This is a genomic window from Spirosoma horti, from assembly GCF_054776595.1.
Map to the genome: position 1 here is coordinate 173683 of NZ_BAAHBQ010000003.1, position 22629 is coordinate 196311.

Below are 22629 nucleotides of genomic sequence, written 5' to 3' on the forward strand. Positions count from 1 at the left end.
GACAGAAATATAGTTAGATCACCACTGGGTGACATCAGGAAAGCGGCTGCGGAGGTGGCGTTCCTGATGCCGCCCCGGCTGGCTTCGATCGATCTTCAGGTAAAGCGACAAACTCCGTATTATCATTGGGTGGCAACGGAATACGGCCGGCCTGCCAATCGGCTTTAGCCTGCTCAATGCGTTCGCGACGAGACGAGACGAAATTCCACCATATAAACCGTTCGCCCAGCGGTTCGCCCCCCAGCAACATCAATGTGCAGGTTTCTTTCGCTTTCAGCACGGGATCGATACCCTTTGTAAAAACCAGCAATTGCCCTACTCCGTAGGTGTGCCCATTTACGTCGACGCTCCCTTTGGCAACATAGGCACCACGTTCGCTATACCCCTGTGGCAACCCAAAATGGGTACCAGGTTGCAGCACAACGTGGGCATAATACAAGGGCGAATGCGTTTTAACGTCATTGTGTAACCCAAATGCCCCGCCCGCAATTAACCGCAGCCATACACCCGTATCGGTAAAAATGGGCAATTCATGCGGTGAATAATTGTCGAATGCAGGCGCACTTTCCTCCGCTGCTTCGGGCAGCGCAACCCAGGTTTGAATCATTTCCAGCGTTCCGTTGGCCAGCATTGCCGGGTCTTCGAACCGCTCCGAGTGGGCTATTCCCCGCCCTGCCGTCATCCAGTTTACTTCACCTGGCCGGATAATCTGCTCTACGCCCAGGCTATCCCGGTGGGTGACCTGCCCATCGAAAAGGTAACTCACCGTTGAGAGCCCGATGTGCGGGTGCGGTAGTACATCCATATTGGTCAGTTGTCCAGGTCCCAGACTCACTGGCCCGGCATGATCCATAAAAATAAATGGCCCCAACATACGGCGCAACCGGTAAGGCAGAATCCGCCTGACATTGAATCCATTACCAATCGAAGCAGGGCGGGCATCAATGATCGAGTCTAGCATGAGCGTGAATAAAGATAAATGTAAGTCGGTTGGTTTGTAAACGCTCGTCTGGTCAGGCGCTATGCCTACACCCTATTCGTTTAGCAGACGGTACAAATATGGTTATCTTTCTTAAAACCACCTGTCAGAATCTTAGTAGCCTTCAACACTCAGGAAAGTAGCGATCCGCTCCGTAATCCTACTACTGCTTATTTCACTACTTTTAGCCTATGCGAACTATTGACTCACTCCTCACGCTCAACAGACAAAACAACAAACTCGCTATTCGAATTATTTCGCCTACGTTCGGCCATCTCCCGCCCGACATTGCTCAACAATACGGCCTTACACACCGCAAACCCTATTACTTTTTTCTCTTTATGCTCGATGGCCACACCCAGCACGGCGTCGATCTACAGCAATTCGATATAAGGGCCAATGAGCTTCTTTTTATCCTGCCTCACCAAATCCATCGGCTGCCAGCGACGAAAGAGGGGACCGACTACGTTAAGCTCGGGTTTGATGAAACCTGTCTGTCTCGCTTACCTAAGCAATATCCCTTCCTGGTCAACCCTTTCAACAAGCAAAAAATACAATTTACGATACCGGCGGCTACCCGCGTAAAATCCATATTTCAATTACTGCTCAGCTTATTAAGTGAAGTAGACGCGGATTCTGAGCTTATTCTTGCTCACCTCAATAGCCTGTTAACCGAAATCAATACGGCTTATTTTTCCACCGATAAATACCCCGTCGACGATAAACTTTCCAAATACATCCGGTTCAAACTCCTTGTCGAAGACAACCTCACCGATCATACAACCATTCAGAACATTGCCCAAAAACTTACCCTCAATACCAACAGTTTATATACCATCGTCAAACACTATTCCGGACTTTCTCCCAAAGAATTCATCACCAACCGATTAATACTGGAAGCAAAACGTCGTCTTTACTATGCCGAGAGCTCCATTAAGGAACTGGCCTACGACTTAGGCTTCAACGATCCAGACTATTTCTCCCGTTTGTTCAAAAAAGTAACGGGCCAAACCATCGCCACCTTCGTTCAGGATTTGTCAGGGAAGTAATGTGTTTTGTCCAGTTCAATCGCTTACGGGCTTCAGACCTTTGTTCTCGTACTAAAAATCATGGTAATGAACAGAACACTAGGAACAAACGGCCCGTTGGTATCGGCCATTGGGTTAGGTTGTATGGGCATGTCGGGCGCCTATGGAGAAAGCGACGATTCAGCATCGATCGCTACCATCGAAAAAGCCCTCGAACTAGGGCACAATTTTTTAGATACGGCCGATTACTATGCTGCAGGCCACAATGAGGAGCTGATTTCCCGGGCCATTAACAACAAACGGGATAAAGCCTTTCTCTCGGTAAAAACGGGACAGTTATATACGCCAGGCCCTACCGGAGCTGTATGGCCTGGTCCGGTCAGTGGCCATCCGGATTTTCTTCGCAACGCGGTCTTCTACAGCCTGCGCCGTCTCAAAACAGATTACATCGACCTCTACACGCCTGCGCGGGTTGACCCGACGGTGCCGATCGAAGAAACGATCGGCGCACTAGCTGACTTGGTTCAAAAAGGGGTGATTCGTTACATCGGCCTTTCGGAAGCCTCGGCCGATTCGATTCGCAAGGCGGCTTCTGTCCATCCCATCATGGCCTTACAGATCGAGTACTCCCTCTGGAGCCGCGACATCGAAGCTGAAATCCTCCCAACCATTCGGCAATTAGGAATCGGATTGGTCGCCTACGCCCCGCTGAGCCGAGGCTTTCTGAGCGGTGACATTAAAACACCCGACGATCTTAAAGACAGTCGGGTCAACATGCCCCGCTACCAGGGTGATAATTTCTACAAAAATCTAGAGCTGGTCGAAAAAATTAAAGCGATGGCTACTGAAAAGGGCTGTACGCCCGCTCAGTTAGCAATTGCCTGGCTACTCGCCCAGGGCAACGATATCATTACCATCCCCGGCTCTAAACACATCAGGCATCTGGAAGAAAACATAGCTTCTGAACAGGTAAAACTCACGCAGGAGGACTTGCAAAGCATTGAAGCGATTATGCCAGCCGGAATTGTTTCGGGCACCCGCTACCCGCAGCGATTTATGAGTGCCCTGAATCGGTAAAGCCTACATGACTTTTGACTAAGGGAAAGGGCATTTCGGCTAAATCTGTTTTGACGGGCGTGCAGACCTTTGCATGAACAAAAAACAGAACGATGAAAGCAATTAGAGTGTATGAGTTTGGCGGACCTGAAGTAATGAAATTGGCCGAAGTAGAACGCCCCATTCCTGCCGCCGATGAGATTTTAGTAAAGGTGTATGCCACCAGCGTCAATCCTGCCGATTATATTTTCCGTAAAGGCGGCAATGAGCTGATGCGGTCTTTCCTGACGTTGCCAATGGGTCTGGGTCTGGATGCAGCCGGTATTGTAGAGGAAACCGGCAGTGAGGTAACCAATTTTAAAAAAGGTGACAGCGTGTATGGGGTTCCGAACTTTCCGGGCGATGGAAGTTATGCGGAATACATTGCCGCGAAAGCAAGCCAGTTTTCATTAATGCCGCAGCACATCACATTCAATGAGGCCGGGGCCCTGCCCTCCTGCGCGCTTATTGCGTGGAATGGTATCGTGGATTTGGGCAACGTACAACCGGGACAGCGGGTTCTTATTCACGGGGCAGCCGGTGGCGTAGGCAATCTGGCGGTGCAGTTTGCCAAAGCAATGGGTGGCTACGTGATCGGAACAGCGTCGGATTACAACGCTGATTTTTTAAAAGAGTTGGGGGCCGATGAGGTAATCGACTACCGGAATCAAAAATTCGAAGAACTGCTGCGCGATATAGATGTCGTATTCAACGCATCGCCTGTTCGCGATGAGCGCATCAGGCTGAGGTCAGTTGACGTTATAAAGGAGGGAGGCATATTTGTGTGCACGCATCTGGACCAACCCCTTACGGACGATTTTTTGACCGCACTGGCCCAAAAGAATGCCACCGGTACCTTGGTTGGCGGAGGGAGTATAACCTACACGTCATCCCTGAGCGGTACCACACAACTGATCAACGAAGGAAAAGTAAAAGCGGTGGTGAGCAAAGTATACCCATTGCAACAGGTAGCCGACGCCCATCGTGAAAGCGAAACCAGACACGTGCGTGGCAAAATTGTTCTTGAAGTAAGAAAGGAAAATTAACCCGATGAAGCGGTTCAAAACCATCATCGAATTTCTGCAGTTCAGGCAACTGCCCAAACCAGAGCACCCGTTAATCCGTGTGTTTGCACTGGCATCGGTTGACCGCTAAAGCTAAGCGAGTTGGTAACACGGGTTTGTGATTTCTTTTTCATTGCCCTTAAACGGATGACCAATGCCGATGAAGTAAACCTGACGTACGGGCAGCAACCCATGATGATGATATCATGTCGTTTATATCGCCTATAGAACCTACGCAGCGAAAATATAAACGGTTGAAACACAAAAAGCCACTGAAAAATCAGTGGCTTTTGTTTGCTCTTGGCAGAGCGGTAAGTACCGGGAGCCGGACTCGAACCGGCATGTCCTTGCAGACAATGGTGTTTGAGACCATCGCGTCTACCGATTCCGCCATCCCGGCGACAGAATCGCCACGCCAAGGCGTGGTGCGTTTGTCAAACGTGGGTGCAAAAGTAGGTTTTCGCCAGGGTTTATGCAAACAAAACGAAAGATAAATTAAACCGTATTCGGCAATCAGTGTGTGCTTCGTCTGATTTACTCATACCGAAGGGCGTCAATAGGATCGAGTTTGGAGGCTCGAACGGCTGGATAAATACCGGCAAACAACCCAACCGAAACGCAGACAACGATGCCCAGGCCCATCCAGCCCCAGGGTACAATAAAGCTGCCTTTCCCCTGGCTGATCACACCCGCAATCAAATTACCGACGCCCAGGCCCAATAGAATGCCCCCTAGTCCACCAAGAATGCAGATGACAATGGCTTCAATTAGAAACTGCTCCCGAATCCGTTTGGGGGTTGCGCCAAGTGATTTACGAATACCAATTTCTCGGGTTCGCTCGGTCACCGAAACGAGCATGATATTCAGCAAGGCAATAGACGCACCCAGCAGCGTAATGAAACCGATTCCGAAACCTCCTATGCGCAAATAGCCTGTGATGTTGGCCGTTTCTTTAGCCAGATCGTCGGCTCGTTCGATTTCAAACGAATCCAGTTGCCCAAGCTGATCATGCCGAACCAACCGCATAACGCCCCTCGCTTCATCGACGGCTTCGTCCTGGTCCGATACCGTTGGCACGGAGGTCGTAATATCGAACGAAAGCTTTTGGGTTCCAGCCAGCGCCCGGGCGTTATCGAGCGGAATTAAAATAATCCGGTCATCGCCACCACCCGAGAAACCGCCTTTCTTATCCAGAACACCTATAATCTTGTATTGCGTACCCGACACCCGAATGACCTGATTCAGCGGGTTTAGCTTTTTCTCAAATAAGGTATTTGCCACTTCGATCCCTATGATCGCTACGTTTAGCGCATGGCTTAAATCATTCTGCGTAAAATTGCGGCCGTTCTGAATCGTAAATCCTTTTACATTTAGGTAGGCGTCGTCGCCCCCGATAAGCTGCACGTTGGGGTTTGTTTTTTTAGAACCAAATTTCGCCTGTGCGGCTCCTGACACCGACGTCGATACCGCAATGGTAGCCCCATACGGAAACCGGCGTTTGAAGTTGACGGCATCGAAGTAATCAATCGGCGCGTCCTGTTTTTGTACACGGCCACCCCGCCGGAAAGCATCCTGACGGGCCACAATACTAAACGTATTGGCTCCCAGGCCCGCGAAACTGCTATCGACAGAACTCTGTATTCCCTCGATAGCCGTCAGGATACCCACCAGCGAGGTGATACCGATCGCAATAATGAGGGAAGTCAGAATCGTTCGTAGCCGGTTGCTGGCAATCGAGCGCAAACCTTCACGAATATTTTCAAGTAAGTTCATCGATAAAGGTAAACTGTGAACGTATGGACGAATGACTGGGCAATGGGCGGTATGATAGGCGATCCAAAACGAGAAAATTTAATTTTTCTCTTTTAGGGCTCTAGTAGCCACTCTTCGGCTCTTTCGCTCTTTCCACTTTATTTTCTCGCACAATATTTGCCTATCTTTCGTTATGACAAAACTACCACAAGCATTTTTATCGGGGAAACCAATGAAACGCCTGCTGTTACCGCTTATCCTATTTCTCACGCTGACGGGTCAGGTGTGGGCGTCAAAAATTCTGATTCCGATGGATGATAGCCAGAAGAATCACCTAAAAGCCTATGGCATTGCGTATTGGGTGCTGAAAACGCACGATACGGAAATCGACTGGCTGTTGAATTACCGGGGCGGCTCGTTTATGATGCCCCAAAGTCAGGCATTCATCAATGAAATGGTGATTCGGGGTGTCAGCTATGAGGTTATATCGGACGCCCAGTCGGCCCAGATTCTCTCGGAAGTGTCGGCTCCCGATGCCAATATGGATGCCGTGAAGCTGCAGAAACCGCCGAAGGTAGCCGTCTATTCCCCTAAAACGAAACAACCCTGGGATGATGCCGTGACGATGGTCATGACGTACGCGGAAATTCCCTACGATGTGGTTTTCGATGAAGAAGTAATGAATGGAAAATTACCCGAATACGACTGGCTCCACCTGCACCACGAAGATTTTACGGGTCAGTATGGCAAATTTTTCCACTTCAAGGACCAGCCCTGGTACATTGCTCAAAAACAGGAAGCCGAAAGCATTACCCGTAAATTCGGTTTCACCAAAGTGCCCCAGTTGAAGCTGGCTGTGTCCCAAAAGATTCGTGACTTCGTCCTTGGCGGTGGTTATCTGTTCGCCATGTGCAACGCCACAGATACCTACGACATTGCGTTGGCCTCGCACAATACGGATATTGTCGACGCCTTCTACGATGGCGATCCTGCTGATCCTAATGCCAATAATAAACTGGATTTCAGTCAGACACTGGCTTTTAGAAATTTTCAGGTATACACCAATCCGTACCTGATCGAGTTTTCGAACATCGACAATCAACCCGAAGAGCGTGGCCTGAGCGAACACAACGACTACTTTACGCTGTTTCAATTTTCGGCCAAATATGATCCAATTCCCACCATGCTGACGCAGAACCATGCCAACGTCATCAAGGGGTTCATGGGTCAGACAACAGCGTTCAAGAAAAATTACATCAAGCCTGAGGTCGTTATTATGGCCGAGAACCGGGCTGCTGGTGAGGCTCGCTACATCCACGCGCCCTACGGTCGGGGCTTCTTCACGTTCTACGGCGGACACGATCCGGAAGACTACCGACATGAAATTGGCGAAGAACCAACCGACCTGAACCTACACCCGAACTCCGCCGGTTACCGACTGATTCTCAACAATATACTTTTCCCAGCCGCTAAGAAGAAGAAGCAGAAGACGTAGACAAACGATGATGACGCCCGGCTGAGTTACGCACTTTTTGACCGCTCACCTAACTTTAACAGTAACTTAACTTGGTTTCAATCAGGCTTTAACCGCAAATCTGGTAGTTAGCGTAACATTATTTGTTCCGCTTACTATCATGAAAAAAAGTAGTTACTATTTGTGTTTATTACTTGCCATTTCGCTGGGTAGCTGCACAACCATTCGGCAGGGCGAGGTGGGAGTCAAACGTCGTTTGGGGAAATTAGATCCTGTCGTACGCGGATCGGGCGTGCATACATATAACCCCTTTACAACGACGATTATCAAAGTGCCAACCCGCACGATCAATCTGCCGCTGGCCCTCGAAAATATTCCCTCCAAAGAAGGCCTGAACATAACAGCGGAAATGGCTGTCCTATACCGCGTTTTGCCCGAAAAAGCGCCCGAGGTCCTGTCAACCATTGGTGACCGTTACGAAAACGTCGTCATTGTGAGCGTATTCCGGTCGGCAGCGGCCGATGTCTGCGCCCGGTATTTTGCCAAGGATATGTACACCGGTCAGCGAGAAGAAATCGAAAAGGAGATTGCCGCTGAAATGCATACCGTTCTGGAAAAACGGGGCATTGTGGTTGAGAGCGTACTCATGAAAAGTATTCAGTTGCCCAAAGGGCTGGCGCAATCCATCGAACAAAAGCTGGAGGCTGAGCAGCAGGCCCAGCAAATGGAATTTGTCTTGATGAAAGAGCGTAAGGAAGCCGACCGTAAGGTGATTGAAGCAAAGGGCATAGCCGACTCCCAGAAGATCATTTCAGAAGGCCTGAACAAACAGATCATCGAATACAAAACGATTGAAGCATTCAGGCAGTTATCTACATCGCCCAATGCTAAAATTATCGTTACCGATGGAAAAACTCCCATGCTGATTTCACCAAATCAATGAACCGGTCATGTAGATAGTTCAAAAGCTCGTACTATACTATACCGTAAAGCCTACTAATCAACAACGCCAGAGTTAATGCCTGGCGTTGTTGATAAAATCAATTATCAAACCACTCCGACACCATTTCTTCTCGCGATTTACTCTCCAGCCGGCGTTCCAGGTCGTCAGGTATTTTTGGAAAGAAATCGATTCCGGTCAGTTGTTCGATGCGATCAACCGGCACCACAAATTGGCTCAATGGGCTATTCGACGCTTCGTTGTCCAACAAAAAGCCAATCATTCGAATGTTGGGCTTGTCGCAGTACAGAATCACCTTATAAAACTTTTCCGGAACACTCACTTCAACGGCTTTGCCAATGGTGGGTAAACCAGGCTTTAAGACAGCGCCCGTTACCACATAAATCCCCTTATCCCGAATGGCCCAGGAGCGAACCTGCTCTTCGAGCTCTTTCCAGATGCCTCGGTTAAAGTCGGGCGCCTGGGGCGTAATGTTGCTCATAAAGAAGGTTTCGCGCATGATTCGCTGCGAAAACTTAAAGTCACCGGCGGGGGCCAGGTGCCCCCGGTCATAGCCCGAGCGCGTATAATCGGACGGAAGCGCGGTACCGTTCTCTACGCTCGGATCGGGTTTAAACTGCTCATATTTCCGATCCGCGTCACCCGTCGTTTCATAATTCAGTAACGGATAAGCGACCCAATCAGCGTCTTTGTATTGATCCCGATACCGCAGTGTATATCCTTCGTGCCGGACAATGTCGTCTCCCGCTTTAACCAGCGGCAAAATGAAGTCAACCTCTTTTTCAAAATCGAACCGCTGATTTCCCGACGAGCCACCGGTTGGCCCATTAGACCTTGTATCACTGGCTTCACTTTCATCGGATTTTGGTCTGCCCTTCCGCCGTTTGTGCGTTGCGACATCAGAATCAGTTGGCTCAGGTGCTTTGTAAGGGTTATCTTCTTCAGGGTGTGATTTCGAGCGACCCAGCCCAATCATCTGCCGAAAATCGTTCCAGAAAGCCACCACGGGCTGAGTTCGGCCACCATAATGTAAAAACAGGCCGATTAAAAAGAAGATGAACAGTAACACCAGCGTGTTGCTGCGTAACCGGAAGCCCCGGCGAGTATATTTTTTAGTTGAAAAGCGAGGTTTGAAGAACATGAAAGTAAAGTTACATTGTTTTCGCCATGCTGATGAAACCGCCCAGCCAGATCTGAAGCTTCTTAAGATAAAGTGGCGAAGAGACCAACTGGGTTAGCAGTACCAAAAGTCATGAACCGTTCATCTTAAACTGCTGTTAAAAACTCATGTCATCGTTAACTATTGTGGTTATTGGGGGCGGAGCCTCTGGCTTTTTCGGAGCCATAACAGCCGCCGAAACCTTTCCGGACGCCACCGTCACCATTCTTGAGAAGACCCGTACTGTACTGAACAAAGTCCGCATTTCGGGCGGAGGGCGCTGTAATGTCACCCACGCCTGTTTCGAAAACCGGACGTTTGTCAAGCATTATCCGCGCGGTGAGAAACCGTTACGCTCGCTCATGAATCAGTTTGATGCAGCCGCCACCGTTGCCTGGTTCGAGAAGCGGGGCGTAACGCTGAAAACTGAAGCCGACGGGCGGATGTTCCCAAGCACGAATACGTCCGAAACCATCGTGACCTGCCTGCTCCAGACCGCTCGCCGTTTGGGTATCAGCATTCGTACCAGTTGCGGGGTCAGCTCAATGATGCGCGATGAACAGGGCCGCTGGCAATTGCACCTGCTTACAGATGAAATTCTTGTGGCAGATCGTGTTTTGATCGCTACGGGCGGTTTTCCCAAAGTAGACGGGTACGACTGGCTGCCAGAACAGAGCGAACCGCTGCTTTCGCCGGTTCCCTCCTTGTTTACGTTTAACGTACCCGATAGCCCCTTTCTGTCATTAGCCGGTGTGGCTGTCCCTGATGCCAAAGTTTCGGTTCTAGGCACCAAGCAGGAACAGCGCGGCCCCTTGTTGTTTACGCACTGGGGCTTCAGTGGACCAGCCGTCCTGCGCCTGTCAGCCTGGGCAGCCCGCGATCTTGCCGATGCAACCTATCAGTTTACACTCCGCGTGAATTGGGTACCTACGTTAAATGAAAATGAGTTACGAACCAAGCTCCAGGATTTCAGGCAGCAGAATGGCCGAAAACAAGTGGTATCTCAAAATCCGTTTGGGCTTCCTGCCCGACTCTGGCAGGCGCTGACACAGGAGTCAGGTATTGCCGAAGCGCAGCGCTGGGCCGATCTACCCGCTAAACCCCTCAACCGACTTTCTGAACGACTTACCAACAGCCAGTTCAAGGTGATGGGCAAAAGCACGTTTAAAGATGAGTTTGTAACCTGCGGAGGAATCTCCTTTGATGGGCTACACCCACAAACGCTCGAAAGCAAAGCCCAGCCTGGCCTCTTCTTTGCCGGTGAGGTGCTGGACGTCGATGGCATTACGGGCGGCTTTAACTTCCAGAGCGCCTGGACAACGGGCTATGTAGCGGGGCTGGCCATTGGCCGGTAAGCTATTGATTCAGGATCGACCGGGCCGACTCTTCGTCGCGTTTCAGTTGTGCCACCAAAGCAGGCAACCCATCGAACTTTTGCTCAGGGCGCAAAAACTCCCTGAATTTCAAGGTAATGTGTTCGCCGTATATATCTTTATCGAAGTCAAAAATATAGGTCTCAATCGTTTGATTTGTTCCAGCAACGGTAGGTCGAAAGCCAATATTCAGCATACCGCCCAGGGTTTGCCCGGCATAGTCGACGTCGACCGCGTATACGCCGTTGGCCGGAATAAGCTTGGACGGATCGTCGACCTGTAAGTTAGCCGTTGGGAAGCCAATGGTACGGCCAAGCTGACGTCCTTTCACAACTGTTCCGGTAAGGCTATAGAGCCGCCCCAGAAACCGGTTTGCCGTGTGGACATTGCCTTCATGTAGTGCCGCCCGGATTTTTGACGAACTGACGCCCACCGCTTCTATATCCTGCCGGGGAATTTCCTCTACCTCAAATCCATACTCACTTTGGTGCGCCTGAATGTAATCAAACCCACCTTCGCGATCCCGGCCAAAGCGATGATCATAGCCGATCACCAGTTTTTTGGTACCGATTTTATCGATCAGAATTTGGCGAATGTATTCTTCAGATGTCAGTTCCGAAAAGGAGCGCGTAAACGGAATAACGACCAGATGATCGACACCCGCCTGGTCGAGAAGTTCGATTTTTTCGTCCAGCGTTGTCAATAGCTTCAGATTCTGGCTATCGTTGGAAACCACCGTACGAGGATGTGGCCAGTAGGTGATCAGAACAGACTCTCCCCCACTGGCCCTGGCTACTTCTGTCAGTCGGGACAAAATGGTCTGATGCCCACGGTGAACCCCATCAAACGTACCGCTCGTTACCACGGCATTTGCTAATGGTTGGATATCATCGAGTCCTGTATAAATAATCATTCGTTTGTCGGAAGTGGGTCAGGCAGTGAAGCACGATGGGCAGCAATGAACTGCTCAATGGTGGCCGCATCCTCCACCCGGAAGTTGCCAATGCGCGTTCTGCGCAGTCCACTCATATAAGCACCATTGTTGAGCAATAAGCCCAAATCACGTACCAGACTGCGAATATAAGTCCCTTTTGAACACACGATGCGAAAATCAACTTCGGGAAAGCGATCTGCGTTCACGGCAAAAACCGATACCGTAACCGTACGAGCCTTAATGCCCCCTTCAACCCGGTCTGCGGTTTCGCCACGACGTGCCTTTTCATATAACCGCTCCCCATTTACACGAATGGCTGAATAAATGGGGGGGACTTGCAGAATATCACCCGTTAACTGTTGGGCAGCCGCGTGTATTTGTTCAGGTGTAATTTCGCTTGTGTCGTACTCGGCATCAATTTCTGTCTCGAGATCGACGGAAGGTGTGGTTTTACCCAGAACGAGCGTACCGGTATATTCCTTTTCCTGGGCCTGATACTGATCGATTTGCTTGGTCATTTTGCCCGTGCAAAGAATGAGCAAGCCAGTTGCCAATGGGTCGAGCGTACCGGCATGACCAATTTTCTTAAACTTACAGGCGTATTTAAGCTTGTTCGCTACATCGAACGATGTCCACGTGAGTGGTTTATCAATTAAGATGACCTGACCGGGATCGGGAATTTGTTCTTTGCTCAACTTGACGATTTACGGTTTGTGGTTTACGCGATTCCCGCCGGGGTTTACTGACTTGGGTGTATGCCTATCCAGCGACGAATCACCGTAAACTGAATACCTCGACATTATAAAACATCCAATTTAACACCAGCCGCCATCAGGCCCAACAGCAACAGGCCGAGGGCAATTCGGTAGTAGCCAAATACTTTAAAGCCATATCGGTTGAGAAACCCGACAAAGGCGCGAATGGCCAGCAAACCAACCACAAAGGCGATCACATTACCGATCAGCAATGTCTGGTAGTCGGCAGGCTGGAGAAGCTTGTATGTTTTGAGCAGCTTGTAGCCCGAAGCAGCGGCCATTGTCGGTACGGCCAGGAAGAACGAAAACTCTGCGGCCTGCGTGCGGCTGAGTCCCTGAAACATGCCACCGATGATGGTTGCCGCCGACCGCGAAACGCCCGGAATCATGGCGATGCATTGAAAGAACCCAATGCGAATGGCATCGGGCACGGTTACATCGCCATCTTTCGGTTGCCGATTTACAATCCGATCAATAAACACGAGCACAATACCACCCAACAGCAGCGAAATGGCTACAGTCCTAATGCTTTCCAACAACGAGTCGATAAAATCATTCAGCAAAAATCCAATGACGGCGGCAGGCAGAAAGGCAATCAGAATTTTACTGTAGAAATCCGCCATGGGCTGCAGGCGGGGCGGCAGCGATTTGAGGTAACTGGGAACCACAAACGTACCTTTGCGGGTGTCCGTCATAAAGCGACGGTGATACAAAACCAGTACGGATAGAATACAGCCAAACTGGACGTCGACGGTATATAATTTGGTAAATTCATTTCCGGCAATACCTGCCAGCGAAGAGTAAATAATCATGTGGCCCGTTGAGGATACCGGCAAAAACTCGGTCAATCCTTCAATAATGGCCAGCGCAATGGCATGAATCAGCTCCATTAATCCTGGTTGTAGTTTGTGGTTTGTCGTTCTAGTTTATCAACGACAGACAAACTTATAGCAAGTGGCACGAAACGACAAACCACAAACCACAAACTTTAGGCCTTGGGACGGGCGAGGATCGCGAAAAACTCGAGCATGAACCCGCCCATAACGACTAACGGACCCAGCGTTAATCCCAGGAAACCAAAGCCGAATTCTTCTTTGTCGAGGCTCATAATAAAGAACCCGGCCAGAATAATACCGATACCCGCCAGCATCAGAATATAATTCTGCCGGCCAAAGGGCAATGCCGCAGCCGTGTCGCGCCGAACTGGCTCTGCGAACGACGACCGGGTTGGAACAGTTTTTGGGGGCGCCGTTGTTGTGGCGACTATTTTGGGGGCTGGTTGATCGCGAGTCAAGGTTGGCGCGCCAGCTTGTTTATCTTTTGCCATGTTCGTTCGTCAGTTATGCTTTTTGTGTAACCTTAAAATCACTGTGTAGGTTTGGCATGTCGATTCCTGTGGCTCAAGCGTACAGGATTCAGCAGCCAATCAATAAAGTTCATCCAGCGTAAGTCCCAGATACCGATTAACAGCCTGAAACGTACTCAGGAAGCCAATCAGCACACCCAATCCCACAATGCCCGCCATCAGAACGATCATTTTTTCAGTATCCTGAAACGTTCCCAATTCGGGCAGATTATGAATGGCAATCTGCAGACCGGCAATCAACAGCACTACGGCAATGATGCCCGCCAGAAACCCCTGCCATAAGCCCCGTCCTAGAAACGGCCGCGTAATGAATCCATTTGTCGCCCCCACCAACTGCATACTTCGAATCAACATGCGTTGGGAGTGCAGCGCCAGCCGGATTGTATTGTTCATTAACACAACAATAATGATAAGCAGAATTAAGGCGAAAGCCGACATCACCGCATAGATTTTTGTAATGTTCCGGTTAATATTATCCACCAGATTCTCCTGATAGACCACCTCAAACACGCCGTCTATTTCCTCCAGATCCCGCTTTACTTCCTGCAATTTAGCTTCCTCGAAATAACCCTCATTGAGTTTGATCCGGTAGCTGTCATGCAGTGGATTTTCGCCTAAAAACTTCGAGAAATCTTCTTTGGTCTCAGCAATGAATTCCTTGGCCGCTTCGTCTTTGGTAACCAGATTGATTTGAGGTACACCATTGACTTTCAAAATATAAGGCTGTTCAGCTATTGTCTGAAAAAGCGCTGTACTCTTCTTAGCACTAAGGTCTTTATCCAAAAAAGCCCGCACTTCATAATTCTCGCGAATGTATGTTACCAGCTTCTTTGACTGGATAGCCAGCAGACCACAGAAACCAATTAAAAATAAAGCCAGTGTCAGACTAAATAAAATCATGCCACTGGGATACGCACCTACTTTTTTCTTGTTACGAGCCATTTAGTGGGTTCGTGTTATTGAGACAAAAATAACGGATTCGACCGGGGAAAGGTCGAATTTAACAAAATTTAGCATAACAGACCGAAAATCAGCACCGAGCGGAAAATAGCCATGCTCAGAACCACATCTCAGATTCTGTTCTCGAGTACGGCTTCCGGGTAACCAACTTCCACCAGATACAGTCCATTGGCGGGTGCCGCCCGGCCCGCCACAGTTCGATCACGCGCCAGAATTATCTGTTCAAACTGGTCGAGGCTCATCCGCTCCTGCCCTATTTCGAGCATGGTGCCAACAATGGTTCGTACCATCCCCCACAAAAACCGGTCGGCTTTAATATAAAACGTCAGGCAATCCTCATTTGTATGTTTCCAGTGGGCAAAATCGAGTTTGCAGTGAAAATGCGTCACGTTGGCACGGGCTTTACTGAAACTTTGAAAATTGGTATGTTGCAAAAGAATTTCGCACGCCTTATTCATCCGGTCGATATCCAGCAATGGCCGGAAATGATACGTCAGGTTGCTTTGAAACGCATCTTTCTGACGCGTCACATGGTATTGGTAATACCGGGAATTAGCCGAAAAGCGGGCATGATCTTTTGGTCGAACCAGAAAAATTGTGTGAATGGCAATGTCCTCGGGTAACAGACAATTGATCGAATAAATAAAGGCTTCGGTCAAGTCAAGCGGTTCGTCAACATCGAAGTGAGCAAACTGTTGTTTTGCATGAACGCCCGCATCCGTACGCCCACTGCCCATGATGTAGATTGGTTTGCCAAGTCGCTGTGTCAAGACCGACTCGAGGGTAGTCTGCACACTGACGCCGTTGGCCTGTGTTTGCCAGCCGTGGTAGGCCGTTCCCCGATACGACAACTCAATAAAATAACGCATATCGGGCAAAAGTACCGCTTAATAGGCTTCTTTCAGATACCGAACCGACAAAGCGTATTGCGCAGCGTACATGCTCATGGGCAATGTGCTGTCAGTTACTTATAACCGACATGAAATGTTTCTCAACACCTCGTGCTATAAAATCAGTCATTTGTTGTTTTAATAACCCCAAACCGCCAGGGGCCCAAAAGAAACATGCGTTTCTTTTGGGCCCCTGGCGGTTTGACTGATTTGTTTGCTTATCGTGGACCGCGCTGGCGTTCAGCACCCCCGTTTCCGCGTTGCGGCTGCTCCTGAACACGGGGTTGTGGTTGGATTTGTCCACCCCGACTTTCGGGCATCCGCTGGAAAGTCCCGCCGTCACTACGGCCAGCCGGTGCCGACGGCGCGCTCTGGATATTAGGCGAACCGGAGTTACCCAGCGAACCCGGCCGGTCAGCTCGCTCGAACGTCCGGTTGGGCTGTTGCTGTTGAAAACTACCGGGCTGCGTTTCACTTCTCGTTGCACCAGCTGGCTGAAAGCTGCCGCGGCCAGGCTCAAACCGATTCGAAGGCGTTGGCGCAGCGTTTCCGGGATTCGGCGCTGGCGTATTCACAGTTCCATTCCGATCAGCGGGTGCATTGTTATTAAAGCTTCCATTATAGCTTCCCCGACTCGAACCGCCATTATAATCCCGACTGGGCGTATTGTTAGGAGTACCAATGTCAGGGCGATTAGGCGCATTGTTCCCATTATAATCCCGACCGGGTGTGTTGTTGCCGTTGTACGAGTTGTTGCCTCCGTAGGTTCCCCGACTGGGCGCATTGTTATTGTTATAGTTCGGGCGGGGCGAGTTATCGAACCGGTCATTCCGGTCATACCGATCATCACGGTCGCTCCGACCATAATTTTGTCCATACCCCGACGACTGGCCACCGGGCCGATAAAAACCGACTGATCCGTTACCAACGACCGAACGTCCGGGACGATCCAGCGGGTCGATGCGATACACCGGAACACTGCGCCGGGTTACCCTCTCAATTTCTCCCCGATTGGGTCCGTACACATACGCCCGGTTATTAGACCGGTATATGTTATTGATGATGGTTGTATTCTGGTATATGTTTACCACGCTCGGCCGGGCCACCCGATAGCTATACAGGTAAGGGCTGGTGATGTATACCTGCGGAACGAAGGTCCAGTAAGGAGCAGGAATGTTTACGTTGACATTGATATCAAAGCCAGGTCCCAGGGGCGCCCAGCCATAATACCCGCCACCCGTCCGCCACGATACCCAGGCAGGTCCCCAGTCGCTACCCGGCACCCACGCCCAACCATACTGATTGTCGAAATACCAGCGACCATAGTGGAAGGGTGCCCATCCCCAGGGATAATCGGACACCCAGGTATTCCCAAATTCGGTCACGACCCAGTGCCCATCGGTCGCATACGGCTGAAAATCCTGCCCGACATTGGGTATCCAGACAGAGCCGTACGCAGGGCTCGGCATCCACTGTCCATACGGGGCCAGTTCATTATAAAACGTTTGAACGGGAACACTGATTCCCGGCTGAGCTGAAGCTGGCTGGGTCAAAACTGGTTCTAAAGCGAGTACCGCTATCAAGCCAAGCAGGTTAATTGTTTTCAGGATACTCATGACGTTAGGTCGTTTTCTGCCGCGTACTGAAACACGTTGACGATTAGATGCATTTGTCCCCGAAACGTTTAACGTACGAGTAAACAAACTTCATCCTGTTGTAAAAACAATACCCGTCTGATTTGTTCAAACGGGTATCATCGCGTGTGTTGTCGCCACTGTGCTGGCGGTTACCAGTAACCACAGTTCAGACAGGCTATCGGCAGGCCATTGTCAAAAATCCTTAGTCTTCGCTGGTAATGAACATTTTCGGTTTAGGTGCTTCGATGCCGTCTTTCCCGAATTGCCGGGCAATATTTTCCAGCATGTAGTAATGGGTATCCCAATAATTTTCACTCTTGGTCCAGACGCGTACGTCGTACTCCCGCGAGTTGGGCGTCAATTTAGCAATCAGAACATCGTGTTCACGATCTTTCAAGGCAAATGGGCAGGCCGCAACCACTTTCATAATGGAGGCTCTGGTTGCGTCGATATCGTTCTGACTACCTACGCCATACACCTGGTCGACCCGAATGACTCCTCGGGTGCTGATATTGGTAATCGCGGATGTTGATAGCGGACCGTTGGGCAGAATGATCGTCTTATTGTCCAGCGTCACCAGCGTCGTATCAAAAATCCGAACCGCTTCGACATTACCGGTAAAGCCCTGGGCAACAACCAGATCGCCCACGCGAAACGGCTTAAACGTCAAAATCAGTACGCCACCGGCAAAGTTTGCCAGACTCTCCTGAAGGGCCAGGCCAACCGCCAGGCCGGCGGCACCCACAATGGCAACAAATGAGGTGGTCTGAACGCCGAGCGTGCTGGCAATACTCAATAACAGCAACACCCGCAGCAACCCATTGACTAACGATAGCAGAAACGGCTGCACATCCCGATCAACGTGCCGCTTTGTCAGCATCGAAGATAGTAGTTTTACGATCCAGCCAATAAGCCAAAGGCCAACAATAAGAGTTAAGATTGCCAGTAGTATACGACCACCATAAATTGTAGCGAAGGATAGCACCTGATCGTACGTGCGTTCCATTCTAGTCTGTGCCTGCTCCATAGTGTAGGATTGAATAGTTAAGTCGGCAATCAGACGTGAATAAAGGCAAAAGTAACTCGGTCTAAAGTTGATTATTTTGCCAGTTACGATACGCTCTTTTTATAGCCAGTTTTTACGCCGGAATATCCAGACCGTCAGCGCTGACGACAAAACCATCATGGCCAAGGCAAACACGTAGCCATATTTCCAGTGGACTTCGGGCATCTCATCGAAGTTCATGCCCCAAATGCTGGCCAGCAACGTTGGCGGCAGAAAGACGAGCGATACAACGGTAAAGATTTTAACGACCCGGTTTTGCTCCAGGTCGATCAAACCGAGGTAAGTATTTTGCAAAAACTCCAGCCGCTCAAAAATAAAGTTGGTATGATCAATCAGGGAGTTAATGTCTTTTATCAACGTACGGAGCCGTTGTTGCTCAACCTCATTAAACCAGCCATCCGACCGAATCATGGACGATATAACGCGCTGTTTGTCAACCACATTCTCCCGGATCGACATGGTCAACTCCTGGTAATCGTTGATATTGAGCAGCATCTCGCGGTCGAGGTTCGCATCGAGATCGAGCATGCGATTGATGGCTTTTATTTCGCCCGATACCATTTCGATCAGGTCGGCATCCGAATCGATACGGGATTCGAAAATGGAAATCAGGATCTGTGCCCCATCATTGAACAACGCCCGACGCGACTTGATGCGCTTCACCGTATCGGCAAAGGCTTTCAGGTCAGCATTTCGGTACGTAAATAACGTATCGTCTTTCAGCAGAAAACTCACCGGTACAGTTACATAGCGATGCTCGGCATCGGACACCAGAAAGTTAGAGTTAGCAATCAAAAAATCGTCCTCTTCGATATACCGCGAACTACTTTCGATTTCGAGCTGCTCCTGCTGGCTTAGAAAATCGACATCGAATTTCTCTTCTACTCGCTTGATCTCAACGGGAGTCGGATTTTGAAGATCTACCCAAAGTGTCCGTTCGGTATTGGAGAAGGAATCAATATCTCGGATTTTTCGGACGGACGTTGCGTCTTGCTGAAAGATACGGATCATAAAGTCGAGAGCAGAAGTTACGGTCGCGAAGTTCGCAGAAACAATCGGACTGCCGAATAGCTTTTCGCTTATTTCCTCACTTATTGCCCATTCCCCACTTTTCGAATCTGGTAGAACAGCTTTTCGAGCAGACGACTGTCGTTGGTGATGATTTCAGCTGATGCAGCCATGCCGGTTTTATAGGATAGTTGTTTTCCGTAGGTCGTTTGCAGCCCAGTTGGCAGGAGTACCTTGGCCAGGAACACGCTATCTTTGAGTGACACATCGGCAATCCTGGCTATGCAACCCCGTACCGCTCCAAACTCCTGATAGGGGTAGCCTGCAAATTTTATCAGTACCGACTGCCCAACGGCCACCTTTCCCGAATTTTGCTGTGGAATACGGACTTCGCCGTAGTAATCGGTGCTACGTGGAGCCACGTAGAATATCTCCTGATTTACAGCAACGGACTGATTTTCCTGCAACGGAATCTAACGCAATAGCCTTGCATGCGCCAAACGGTTAACACAAATAGCCAATGCCTTAGGTACCACGCCCGACAATCTACAGAACTACCATCTGACTAATTCTACGCAAACGGAGAGTGCAGCAAAAGACCAGCTACTTCAGGAACAGGAAGTAAAGATTAATTTCTTAAGCCGTTATGTTTGCTATTTACAAGCGACCTGGCAAGCATATGGCAAAGGTGATTTAGCAGAGAATAATTCGTTTAAATAAACCTGCTTGAAAAGGCACTCTCTATTACAGGCTCTTAGGCGTCATTAGCCAGCATCTTTCCCTCACTCTGCCTGTAGCGGGCTTCCTTTTAGGTTCAGGTCTTTGACGCGCTTCCGCACGCTTCGCATAAACGCTTTTCCGGGATCGACTTTTTCGGTCAGGTAGTTCGGGTCGGTTTCTTTCCAGAGTGGCGTGCCGATGAAATCCCGGTATTCGTAATGGCCAATGAGGTAGTCAATATTATACTTCTGCTTTAAGTAACGGACTAACTGTACGTTAGCGTCCAACTGCGCTTCGGTCAGGTCGTTATTACCAATGTTCTCTATTCCAATCGCGCAGTAGTTCAGCCCAATACAATGGCGGGCAAAGGTGGTGTCGGACAAAAGTCGATAAATAGTCCCGTCCCGATCAACTAAAAATGGAACTGCCGTATTCAACCGGCTAGCCGCCTGCAAATCGGCACGACCAGGCAGTATGCTCGGATTGAACGCATCAAATGCTGAATCAAGCGTCGAGATGGCCGTCCAGTGCAGCACAATCATCCTAGGCTTTATGTAAGGCTCCGCCTGCTTAATCCCATGCCGGCGAGCCAGGTAATCAAGCGAAAGCTCTCTACGCTCCTCATCAAAAACAATAGGCTTGTCGAGTATGCGAATAGGCCTCTCCTGGGCAACGCAGGACGTGAACGCTACACTACTCTCAAAAAGCAGGAAGATTACGCACCGAAGAACGCGGCATAAATCAGCGGAAAGTTTCATAGTGGAATCGGTTGAACAAGGGCAAATAAAGAAAAACCCAGCCGATACCACTACTTTTCTTTTTTTACCGTTACAAGATTTTCGTAAATGGTAATCCATCAGCCATAAATCGAATCGAATCAGCCTCAATCAACAGACAACAAGTAGATAGAGAAAGCGAAAACCCATTGACGGAGCTTTAGTATTTATAATTATTTGAAGTCGTAAACGCTCAAACAGACTTTTGAGCGCTTAGCCATTGACTCTTTTACGATATCACGCACAAAATCGTTGCATTAACTGTTATACCGCTAGCCGGGCCTAAACCGCCTGGTTGCTGGCTATGCAACCTGATTACTCTATCAATACGCTCTCGACCATCGACCGTCGCCCCAAGGCCACTAACCTTTGGGAAACGGCTCATTTGCTTGGCTTTCCGGCTGCTCTGTGGCGGTTGCCGAATCAACTTGATAAACACCTGATTGTCTCATTCGACGACGTATTACCACGGGTATCGGCCGATCTGGACGAGTTACCCGCCGGATTTTTAGTAAGCCCTTTCGACAACCTGTCGGGTACGGCACCAACCAATACATCGGATGGCATCAGTACGGGCACTAGCGACCAGACACTTTTTCTGAGAGCGGATATTCAGGCTATGTTTTCAGAGTCTGGCAAGGCTCACTCGAAAGCGCATACCAACACGACGGCCGATAACGCGATAGCCGACACGTTCTGGCAAGCCCTGTCGGCCCAGCTTGCCAGTCAATCGACTAGCCAACCCGCCCAAACGACCGCAACGCCCCTACACGATCCGAATGTGCAAGCGGAGTATGTACGAAACGTGGCGCTGGCTGTTGACGCCATGCAGCGAGGTGAGTTTAGAAAAGTGGTTTTGTCACGAACAAAGCGGGTTGTATTTACAGATGCGCCAAACGCTGTGGCTCTCTTCGACAAATTATGTGCGGCCTACCCGACCGCTTTCGTATCGGCGGTTTCGATTCCGGAGAAGGGGCAAATTTGGATTAGTGCTACCCCCGAACGTCTGGTTAGTGTGGATGCCAATGGCATTTTCAGAACGGCATCACTGGCAGGGACGCAGTCGGCCTTTGAGCCAGATGGAACGCCCAAACGTCCCCCCGAAGCCATGTGGTCCCAAAAAGAAATCGAAGAGCAGGCCTTGGTGAGCCGCTATATCATTGAGTGCTTCAAAAAGATCAGGCTTCGTGAATACCTGGAAGAAGGGCCGAAAACGCTCATCGCCGGAAACCTGATGCACCTGAGTACCTGCTTCACCGTTGATACGCAGGCCGTGCGTTATCCGCAGCTGGGCACCGTCATGCTCCGGCTATTACACCCGACGTCGGCCGTGTGCGGCATGCCCCGTGATGTCGCTTTTCGATTTATTGAGCAGCACGAAACACACGATCGGGAACTCTACAGTGGATTTCTGGGGCCAGTGAATATTAATACGAACAACGAAGGCCCCGAAAGCGACCTCTTCGTTCATATACGTTGTATGAAGCTGGAAGGCAATGTGGCGACCCTATATGCTGGCGCGGGCCTGACAGAAGATTCAGTTCCTGAACGCGAATGGCAGGAAACTGAAATGAAGTGTCAAACACTTCTCAATGTAATGATGACTGATACGTGATTGAATAAAAAATCATC

At 49.8% G+C, this 22629-nt stretch carries 21 protein-coding genes and 1 tRNA gene; 7 read left to right on the forward strand and 15 right to left on the reverse strand.

The window, feature by feature from the left end; translation table 11 throughout:
- Positions 1 to 34 precede the first annotated feature (34 nt).
- Positions 35 to 961 (reverse strand): pirin family protein, encoded by a 927-nt coding sequence (locus ACYVAM_RS08640; RefSeq protein ID WP_461065940.1) that lies wholly within the window; start codon positions 959 to 961, stop codon positions 35 to 37.
- A gap of 209 nt (positions 962 to 1170) precedes the next feature.
- Between ACYVAM_RS08640 and ACYVAM_RS08645 the strand changes: the two genes are divergently transcribed.
- The 3 genes from ACYVAM_RS08645 (at position 1171) to ACYVAM_RS08655 (ending at position 4148) form a co-directional block, all read left to right on the forward strand.
- A complete protein-coding gene (locus ACYVAM_RS08645; protein WP_461065942.1) occupies positions 1171 to 2028 on the forward strand; it encodes an AraC family transcriptional regulator in 858 nt (285 codons plus the stop codon).
- 66 nt (positions 2029 to 2094) lie between these two features.
- Positions 2095 to 3084 carry an aldo/keto reductase gene (locus tag ACYVAM_RS08650; protein WP_461065944.1) on the forward strand — a complete coding sequence of 330 codons (990 nt, stop codon included), beginning with the start codon at positions 2095 to 2097 and terminating at the stop codon, positions 3082 to 3084.
- Between the two features lie 92 nt (positions 3085 to 3176).
- Positions 3177 to 4148, forward strand: coding sequence for an NADP-dependent oxidoreductase (locus tag ACYVAM_RS08655; protein WP_461065946.1), 972 nt, complete (start codon positions 3177 to 3179; stop codon positions 4146 to 4148).
- A gap of 334 nt (positions 4149 to 4482) precedes the next feature.
- Here ACYVAM_RS08655 and ACYVAM_RS08660 read toward each other — a convergent pair.
- Together ACYVAM_RS08660 and ACYVAM_RS08665 are read right to left on the reverse strand one after the other, a co-directional pair.
- Positions 4483 to 4566, reverse strand: a tRNA-Leu gene (locus ACYVAM_RS08660).
- Positions 4567 to 4700: 134 nt separating this feature from the next.
- Positions 4701 to 5939: an ABC transporter permease gene (locus ACYVAM_RS08665; RefSeq protein WP_461065948.1), complete on the reverse strand. Its 1239-nt coding sequence runs from the start codon at positions 5937 to 5939 to the stop codon at positions 4701 to 4703.
- Positions 5940 to 6150: 211 nt separating this feature from the next.
- Between ACYVAM_RS08665 and ACYVAM_RS08670 the strand changes: the two genes are divergently transcribed.
- Together ACYVAM_RS08670 and ACYVAM_RS08675 are read left to right on the forward strand one after the other, a co-directional pair.
- A complete protein-coding gene (locus tag ACYVAM_RS08670; RefSeq protein WP_461067046.1) occupies positions 6151 to 7413 on the forward strand; it encodes an asparagine synthetase B in 1263 nt (420 codons plus the stop codon).
- Between the two features lie 139 nt (positions 7414 to 7552).
- Positions 7553 to 8335 (forward strand): prohibitin family protein, encoded by a 783-nt coding sequence (locus tag ACYVAM_RS08675; RefSeq protein WP_461065950.1) that lies wholly within the window; start codon positions 7553 to 7555, stop codon positions 8333 to 8335.
- Positions 8336 to 8432: 97 nt separating this feature from the next.
- Here ACYVAM_RS08675 and ACYVAM_RS08680 read toward each other — a convergent pair whose 3' ends face one another.
- The gene (locus ACYVAM_RS08680; protein WP_461065952.1) at positions 8433 to 9494 is read right to left on the reverse strand and encodes a DNA/RNA non-specific endonuclease; all 1062 of its coding nucleotides are present in this window, start codon (positions 9492 to 9494) and stop codon (positions 8433 to 8435) included.
- Between the two features lie 146 nt (positions 9495 to 9640).
- Between ACYVAM_RS08680 and ACYVAM_RS08685 the strand changes: the two genes are divergently transcribed.
- Positions 9641 to 10867 (forward strand): BaiN/RdsA family NAD(P)/FAD-dependent oxidoreductase, encoded by a 1227-nt coding sequence (locus tag ACYVAM_RS08685; RefSeq protein ID WP_461065954.1) that lies wholly within the window; start codon positions 9641 to 9643, stop codon positions 10865 to 10867.
- Position 10868: 1 nt separating this feature from the next.
- On the opposite strand, the gene ACYVAM_RS08690 is transcribed toward ACYVAM_RS08685, so the two are convergent.
- The 11 genes from ACYVAM_RS08690 to ACYVAM_RS08740 all read right to left on the reverse strand — a co-directional run bounded on the left by ACYVAM_RS08690 (position 10869) and on the right by ACYVAM_RS08740 (position 20979).
- Positions 10869 to 11798, reverse strand: coding sequence for a bifunctional riboflavin kinase/FAD synthetase (locus ACYVAM_RS08690; RefSeq protein WP_461065956.1), 930 nt, complete (start codon positions 11796 to 11798; stop codon positions 10869 to 10871).
- Positions 11795 to 12514, reverse strand: a complete 720-nt coding sequence (gene truB / locus ACYVAM_RS08695; protein ID WP_461065958.1) for a tRNA pseudouridine(55) synthase TruB — start codon at positions 12512 to 12514, stop codon at positions 11795 to 11797. Before truB ends, ACYVAM_RS08690 begins: the two co-directional genes overlap by 4 nt.
- A gap of 104 nt (positions 12515 to 12618) precedes the next feature.
- Positions 12619 to 13464, reverse strand: coding sequence for an undecaprenyl-diphosphate phosphatase (locus tag ACYVAM_RS08700; protein ID WP_461065960.1), 846 nt, complete (start codon positions 13462 to 13464; stop codon positions 12619 to 12621).
- Between the two features lie 98 nt (positions 13465 to 13562).
- Positions 13563 to 13901 carry a DUF3098 domain-containing protein gene (locus ACYVAM_RS08705; protein WP_461065962.1) on the reverse strand — a complete coding sequence of 113 codons (339 nt, stop codon included), beginning with the start codon at positions 13899 to 13901 and terminating at the stop codon, positions 13563 to 13565.
- A gap of 99 nt (positions 13902 to 14000) precedes the next feature.
- The gene (locus tag ACYVAM_RS08710) at positions 14001 to 14882 is read right to left on the reverse strand and encodes a cell division protein FtsX (protein WP_461065964.1); all 882 of its coding nucleotides are present in this window, start codon (positions 14880 to 14882) and stop codon (positions 14001 to 14003) included.
- 128 nt (positions 14883 to 15010) lie between these two features.
- A complete protein-coding gene (truA, locus tag ACYVAM_RS08715) occupies positions 15011 to 15769 on the reverse strand; it encodes a tRNA pseudouridine(38-40) synthase TruA (protein ID WP_461065966.1) in 759 nt (252 codons plus the stop codon).
- A gap of 239 nt (positions 15770 to 16008) precedes the next feature.
- Positions 16009 to 17406 carry a DUF6600 domain-containing protein gene (locus tag ACYVAM_RS08720; RefSeq protein ID WP_461065968.1) on the reverse strand — a complete coding sequence of 466 codons (1398 nt, stop codon included), beginning with the start codon at positions 17404 to 17406 and terminating at the stop codon, positions 16009 to 16011.
- A gap of 223 nt (positions 17407 to 17629) precedes the next feature.
- On the reverse strand, positions 17630 to 18454 hold the full coding sequence (locus ACYVAM_RS08725) for a mechanosensitive ion channel family protein (protein ID WP_461065970.1): 825 nt from the start codon (positions 18452 to 18454) through the stop codon (positions 17630 to 17632).
- Positions 18455 to 18553: 99 nt separating this feature from the next.
- Positions 18554 to 19504 (reverse strand): magnesium/cobalt transporter CorA, encoded by a 951-nt coding sequence (gene corA, locus ACYVAM_RS08730; protein ID WP_461065972.1) that lies wholly within the window; start codon positions 19502 to 19504, stop codon positions 18554 to 18556.
- 80 nt (positions 19505 to 19584) lie between these two features.
- Complete coding sequence (locus ACYVAM_RS08735) at positions 19585 to 19968, reverse strand: HlyD family efflux transporter periplasmic adaptor subunit (protein ID WP_461065974.1); 384 nt, start codon at positions 19966 to 19968, stop codon at positions 19585 to 19587.
- Between the two features lie 315 nt (positions 19969 to 20283).
- On the reverse strand, positions 20284 to 20979 hold the full coding sequence (locus ACYVAM_RS08740; protein WP_461065976.1) for a peptidoglycan recognition protein family protein: 696 nt from the start codon (positions 20977 to 20979) through the stop codon (positions 20284 to 20286).
- A gap of 322 nt (positions 20980 to 21301) precedes the next feature.
- Here ACYVAM_RS08740 and ACYVAM_RS08745 point away from each other — a divergent pair, with 322 nt between their 5' ends.
- Complete coding sequence (locus tag ACYVAM_RS08745; protein ID WP_461065978.1) at positions 21302 to 22612, forward strand: isochorismate synthase; 1311 nt, start codon at positions 21302 to 21304, stop codon at positions 22610 to 22612.
- Positions 22613 to 22629 lie beyond the last annotated feature (17 nt).

What these genes read in the sequence shown, in the direction of transcription:
- ACYVAM_RS08640 (WP_461065940.1), bottom strand. Translation starts at nt 961, where the DNA reads ATGCTAGACTCGATCATTGATGCCCGCCCTGCTTCGATTGGTAATGGA.
- ACYVAM_RS08645 (WP_461065942.1), top strand. Translation starts at nt 1,171, where the DNA reads ATGCGAACTATTGACTCACTCCTCACGCTCAACAGACAAAACAACAAA.
- ACYVAM_RS08650 (WP_461065944.1), top strand. Translation starts at nt 2,095, where the DNA reads ATGAACAGAACACTAGGAACAAACGGCCCGTTGGTATCGGCCATTGGG.
- ACYVAM_RS08655 (WP_461065946.1), top strand. Translation starts at nt 3,177, where the DNA reads ATGAAAGCAATTAGAGTGTATGAGTTTGGCGGACCTGAAGTAATGAAA.
- ACYVAM_RS08665 (WP_461065948.1), bottom strand. Translation starts at nt 5,939, where the DNA reads ATGAACTTACTTGAAAATATTCGTGAAGGTTTGCGCTCGATTGCCAGC.
- ACYVAM_RS08670 (WP_461067046.1), top strand. Translation starts at nt 6,151, where the DNA reads ATGAAACGCCTGCTGTTACCGCTTATCCTATTTCTCACGCTGACGGGT.
- ACYVAM_RS08675 (WP_461065950.1), top strand. Translation starts at nt 7,553, where the DNA reads ATGAAAAAAAGTAGTTACTATTTGTGTTTATTACTTGCCATTTCGCTG.
- ACYVAM_RS08680 (WP_461065952.1), bottom strand. Translation starts at nt 9,494, where the DNA reads ATGTTCTTCAAACCTCGCTTTTCAACTAAAAAATATACTCGCCGGGGC.
- ACYVAM_RS08685 (WP_461065954.1), top strand. Translation starts at nt 9,641, where the DNA reads ATGTCATCGTTAACTATTGTGGTTATTGGGGGCGGAGCCTCTGGCTTT.
- ACYVAM_RS08690 (WP_461065956.1), bottom strand. Translation starts at nt 11,798, where the DNA reads ATGATTATTTATACAGGACTCGATGATATCCAACCATTAGCAAATGCC.
- ACYVAM_RS08700 (WP_461065960.1), bottom strand. Translation starts at nt 13,464, where the DNA reads ATGGAGCTGATTCATGCCATTGCGCTGGCCATTATTGAAGGATTGACC.
- ACYVAM_RS08705 (WP_461065962.1), bottom strand. Translation starts at nt 13,901, where the DNA reads ATGGCAAAAGATAAACAAGCTGGCGCGCCAACCTTGACTCGCGATCAA.
- ACYVAM_RS08710 (WP_461065964.1), bottom strand. Translation starts at nt 14,882, where the DNA reads ATGGCTCGTAACAAGAAAAAAGTAGGTGCGTATCCCAGTGGCATGATT.
- truA (WP_461065966.1), bottom strand. Translation starts at nt 15,769, where the DNA reads ATGCGTTATTTTATTGAGTTGTCGTATCGGGGAACGGCCTACCACGGC.
- ACYVAM_RS08720 (WP_461065968.1), bottom strand. Translation starts at nt 17,406, where the DNA reads ATGAGTATCCTGAAAACAATTAACCTGCTTGGCTTGATAGCGGTACTC.
- ACYVAM_RS08725 (WP_461065970.1), bottom strand. Translation starts at nt 18,454, where the DNA reads ATGGAGCAGGCACAGACTAGAATGGAACGCACGTACGATCAGGTGCTA.
- corA (WP_461065972.1), bottom strand. Translation starts at nt 19,504, where the DNA reads ATGATCCGTATCTTTCAGCAAGACGCAACGTCCGTCCGAAAAATCCGA.
- ACYVAM_RS08740 (WP_461065976.1), bottom strand. Translation starts at nt 20,979, where the DNA reads ATGAAACTTTCCGCTGATTTATGCCGCGTTCTTCGGTGCGTAATCTTC.
- ACYVAM_RS08745 (WP_461065978.1), top strand. Translation starts at nt 21,302, where the DNA reads ATGCAACCTGATTACTCTATCAATACGCTCTCGACCATCGACCGTCGC.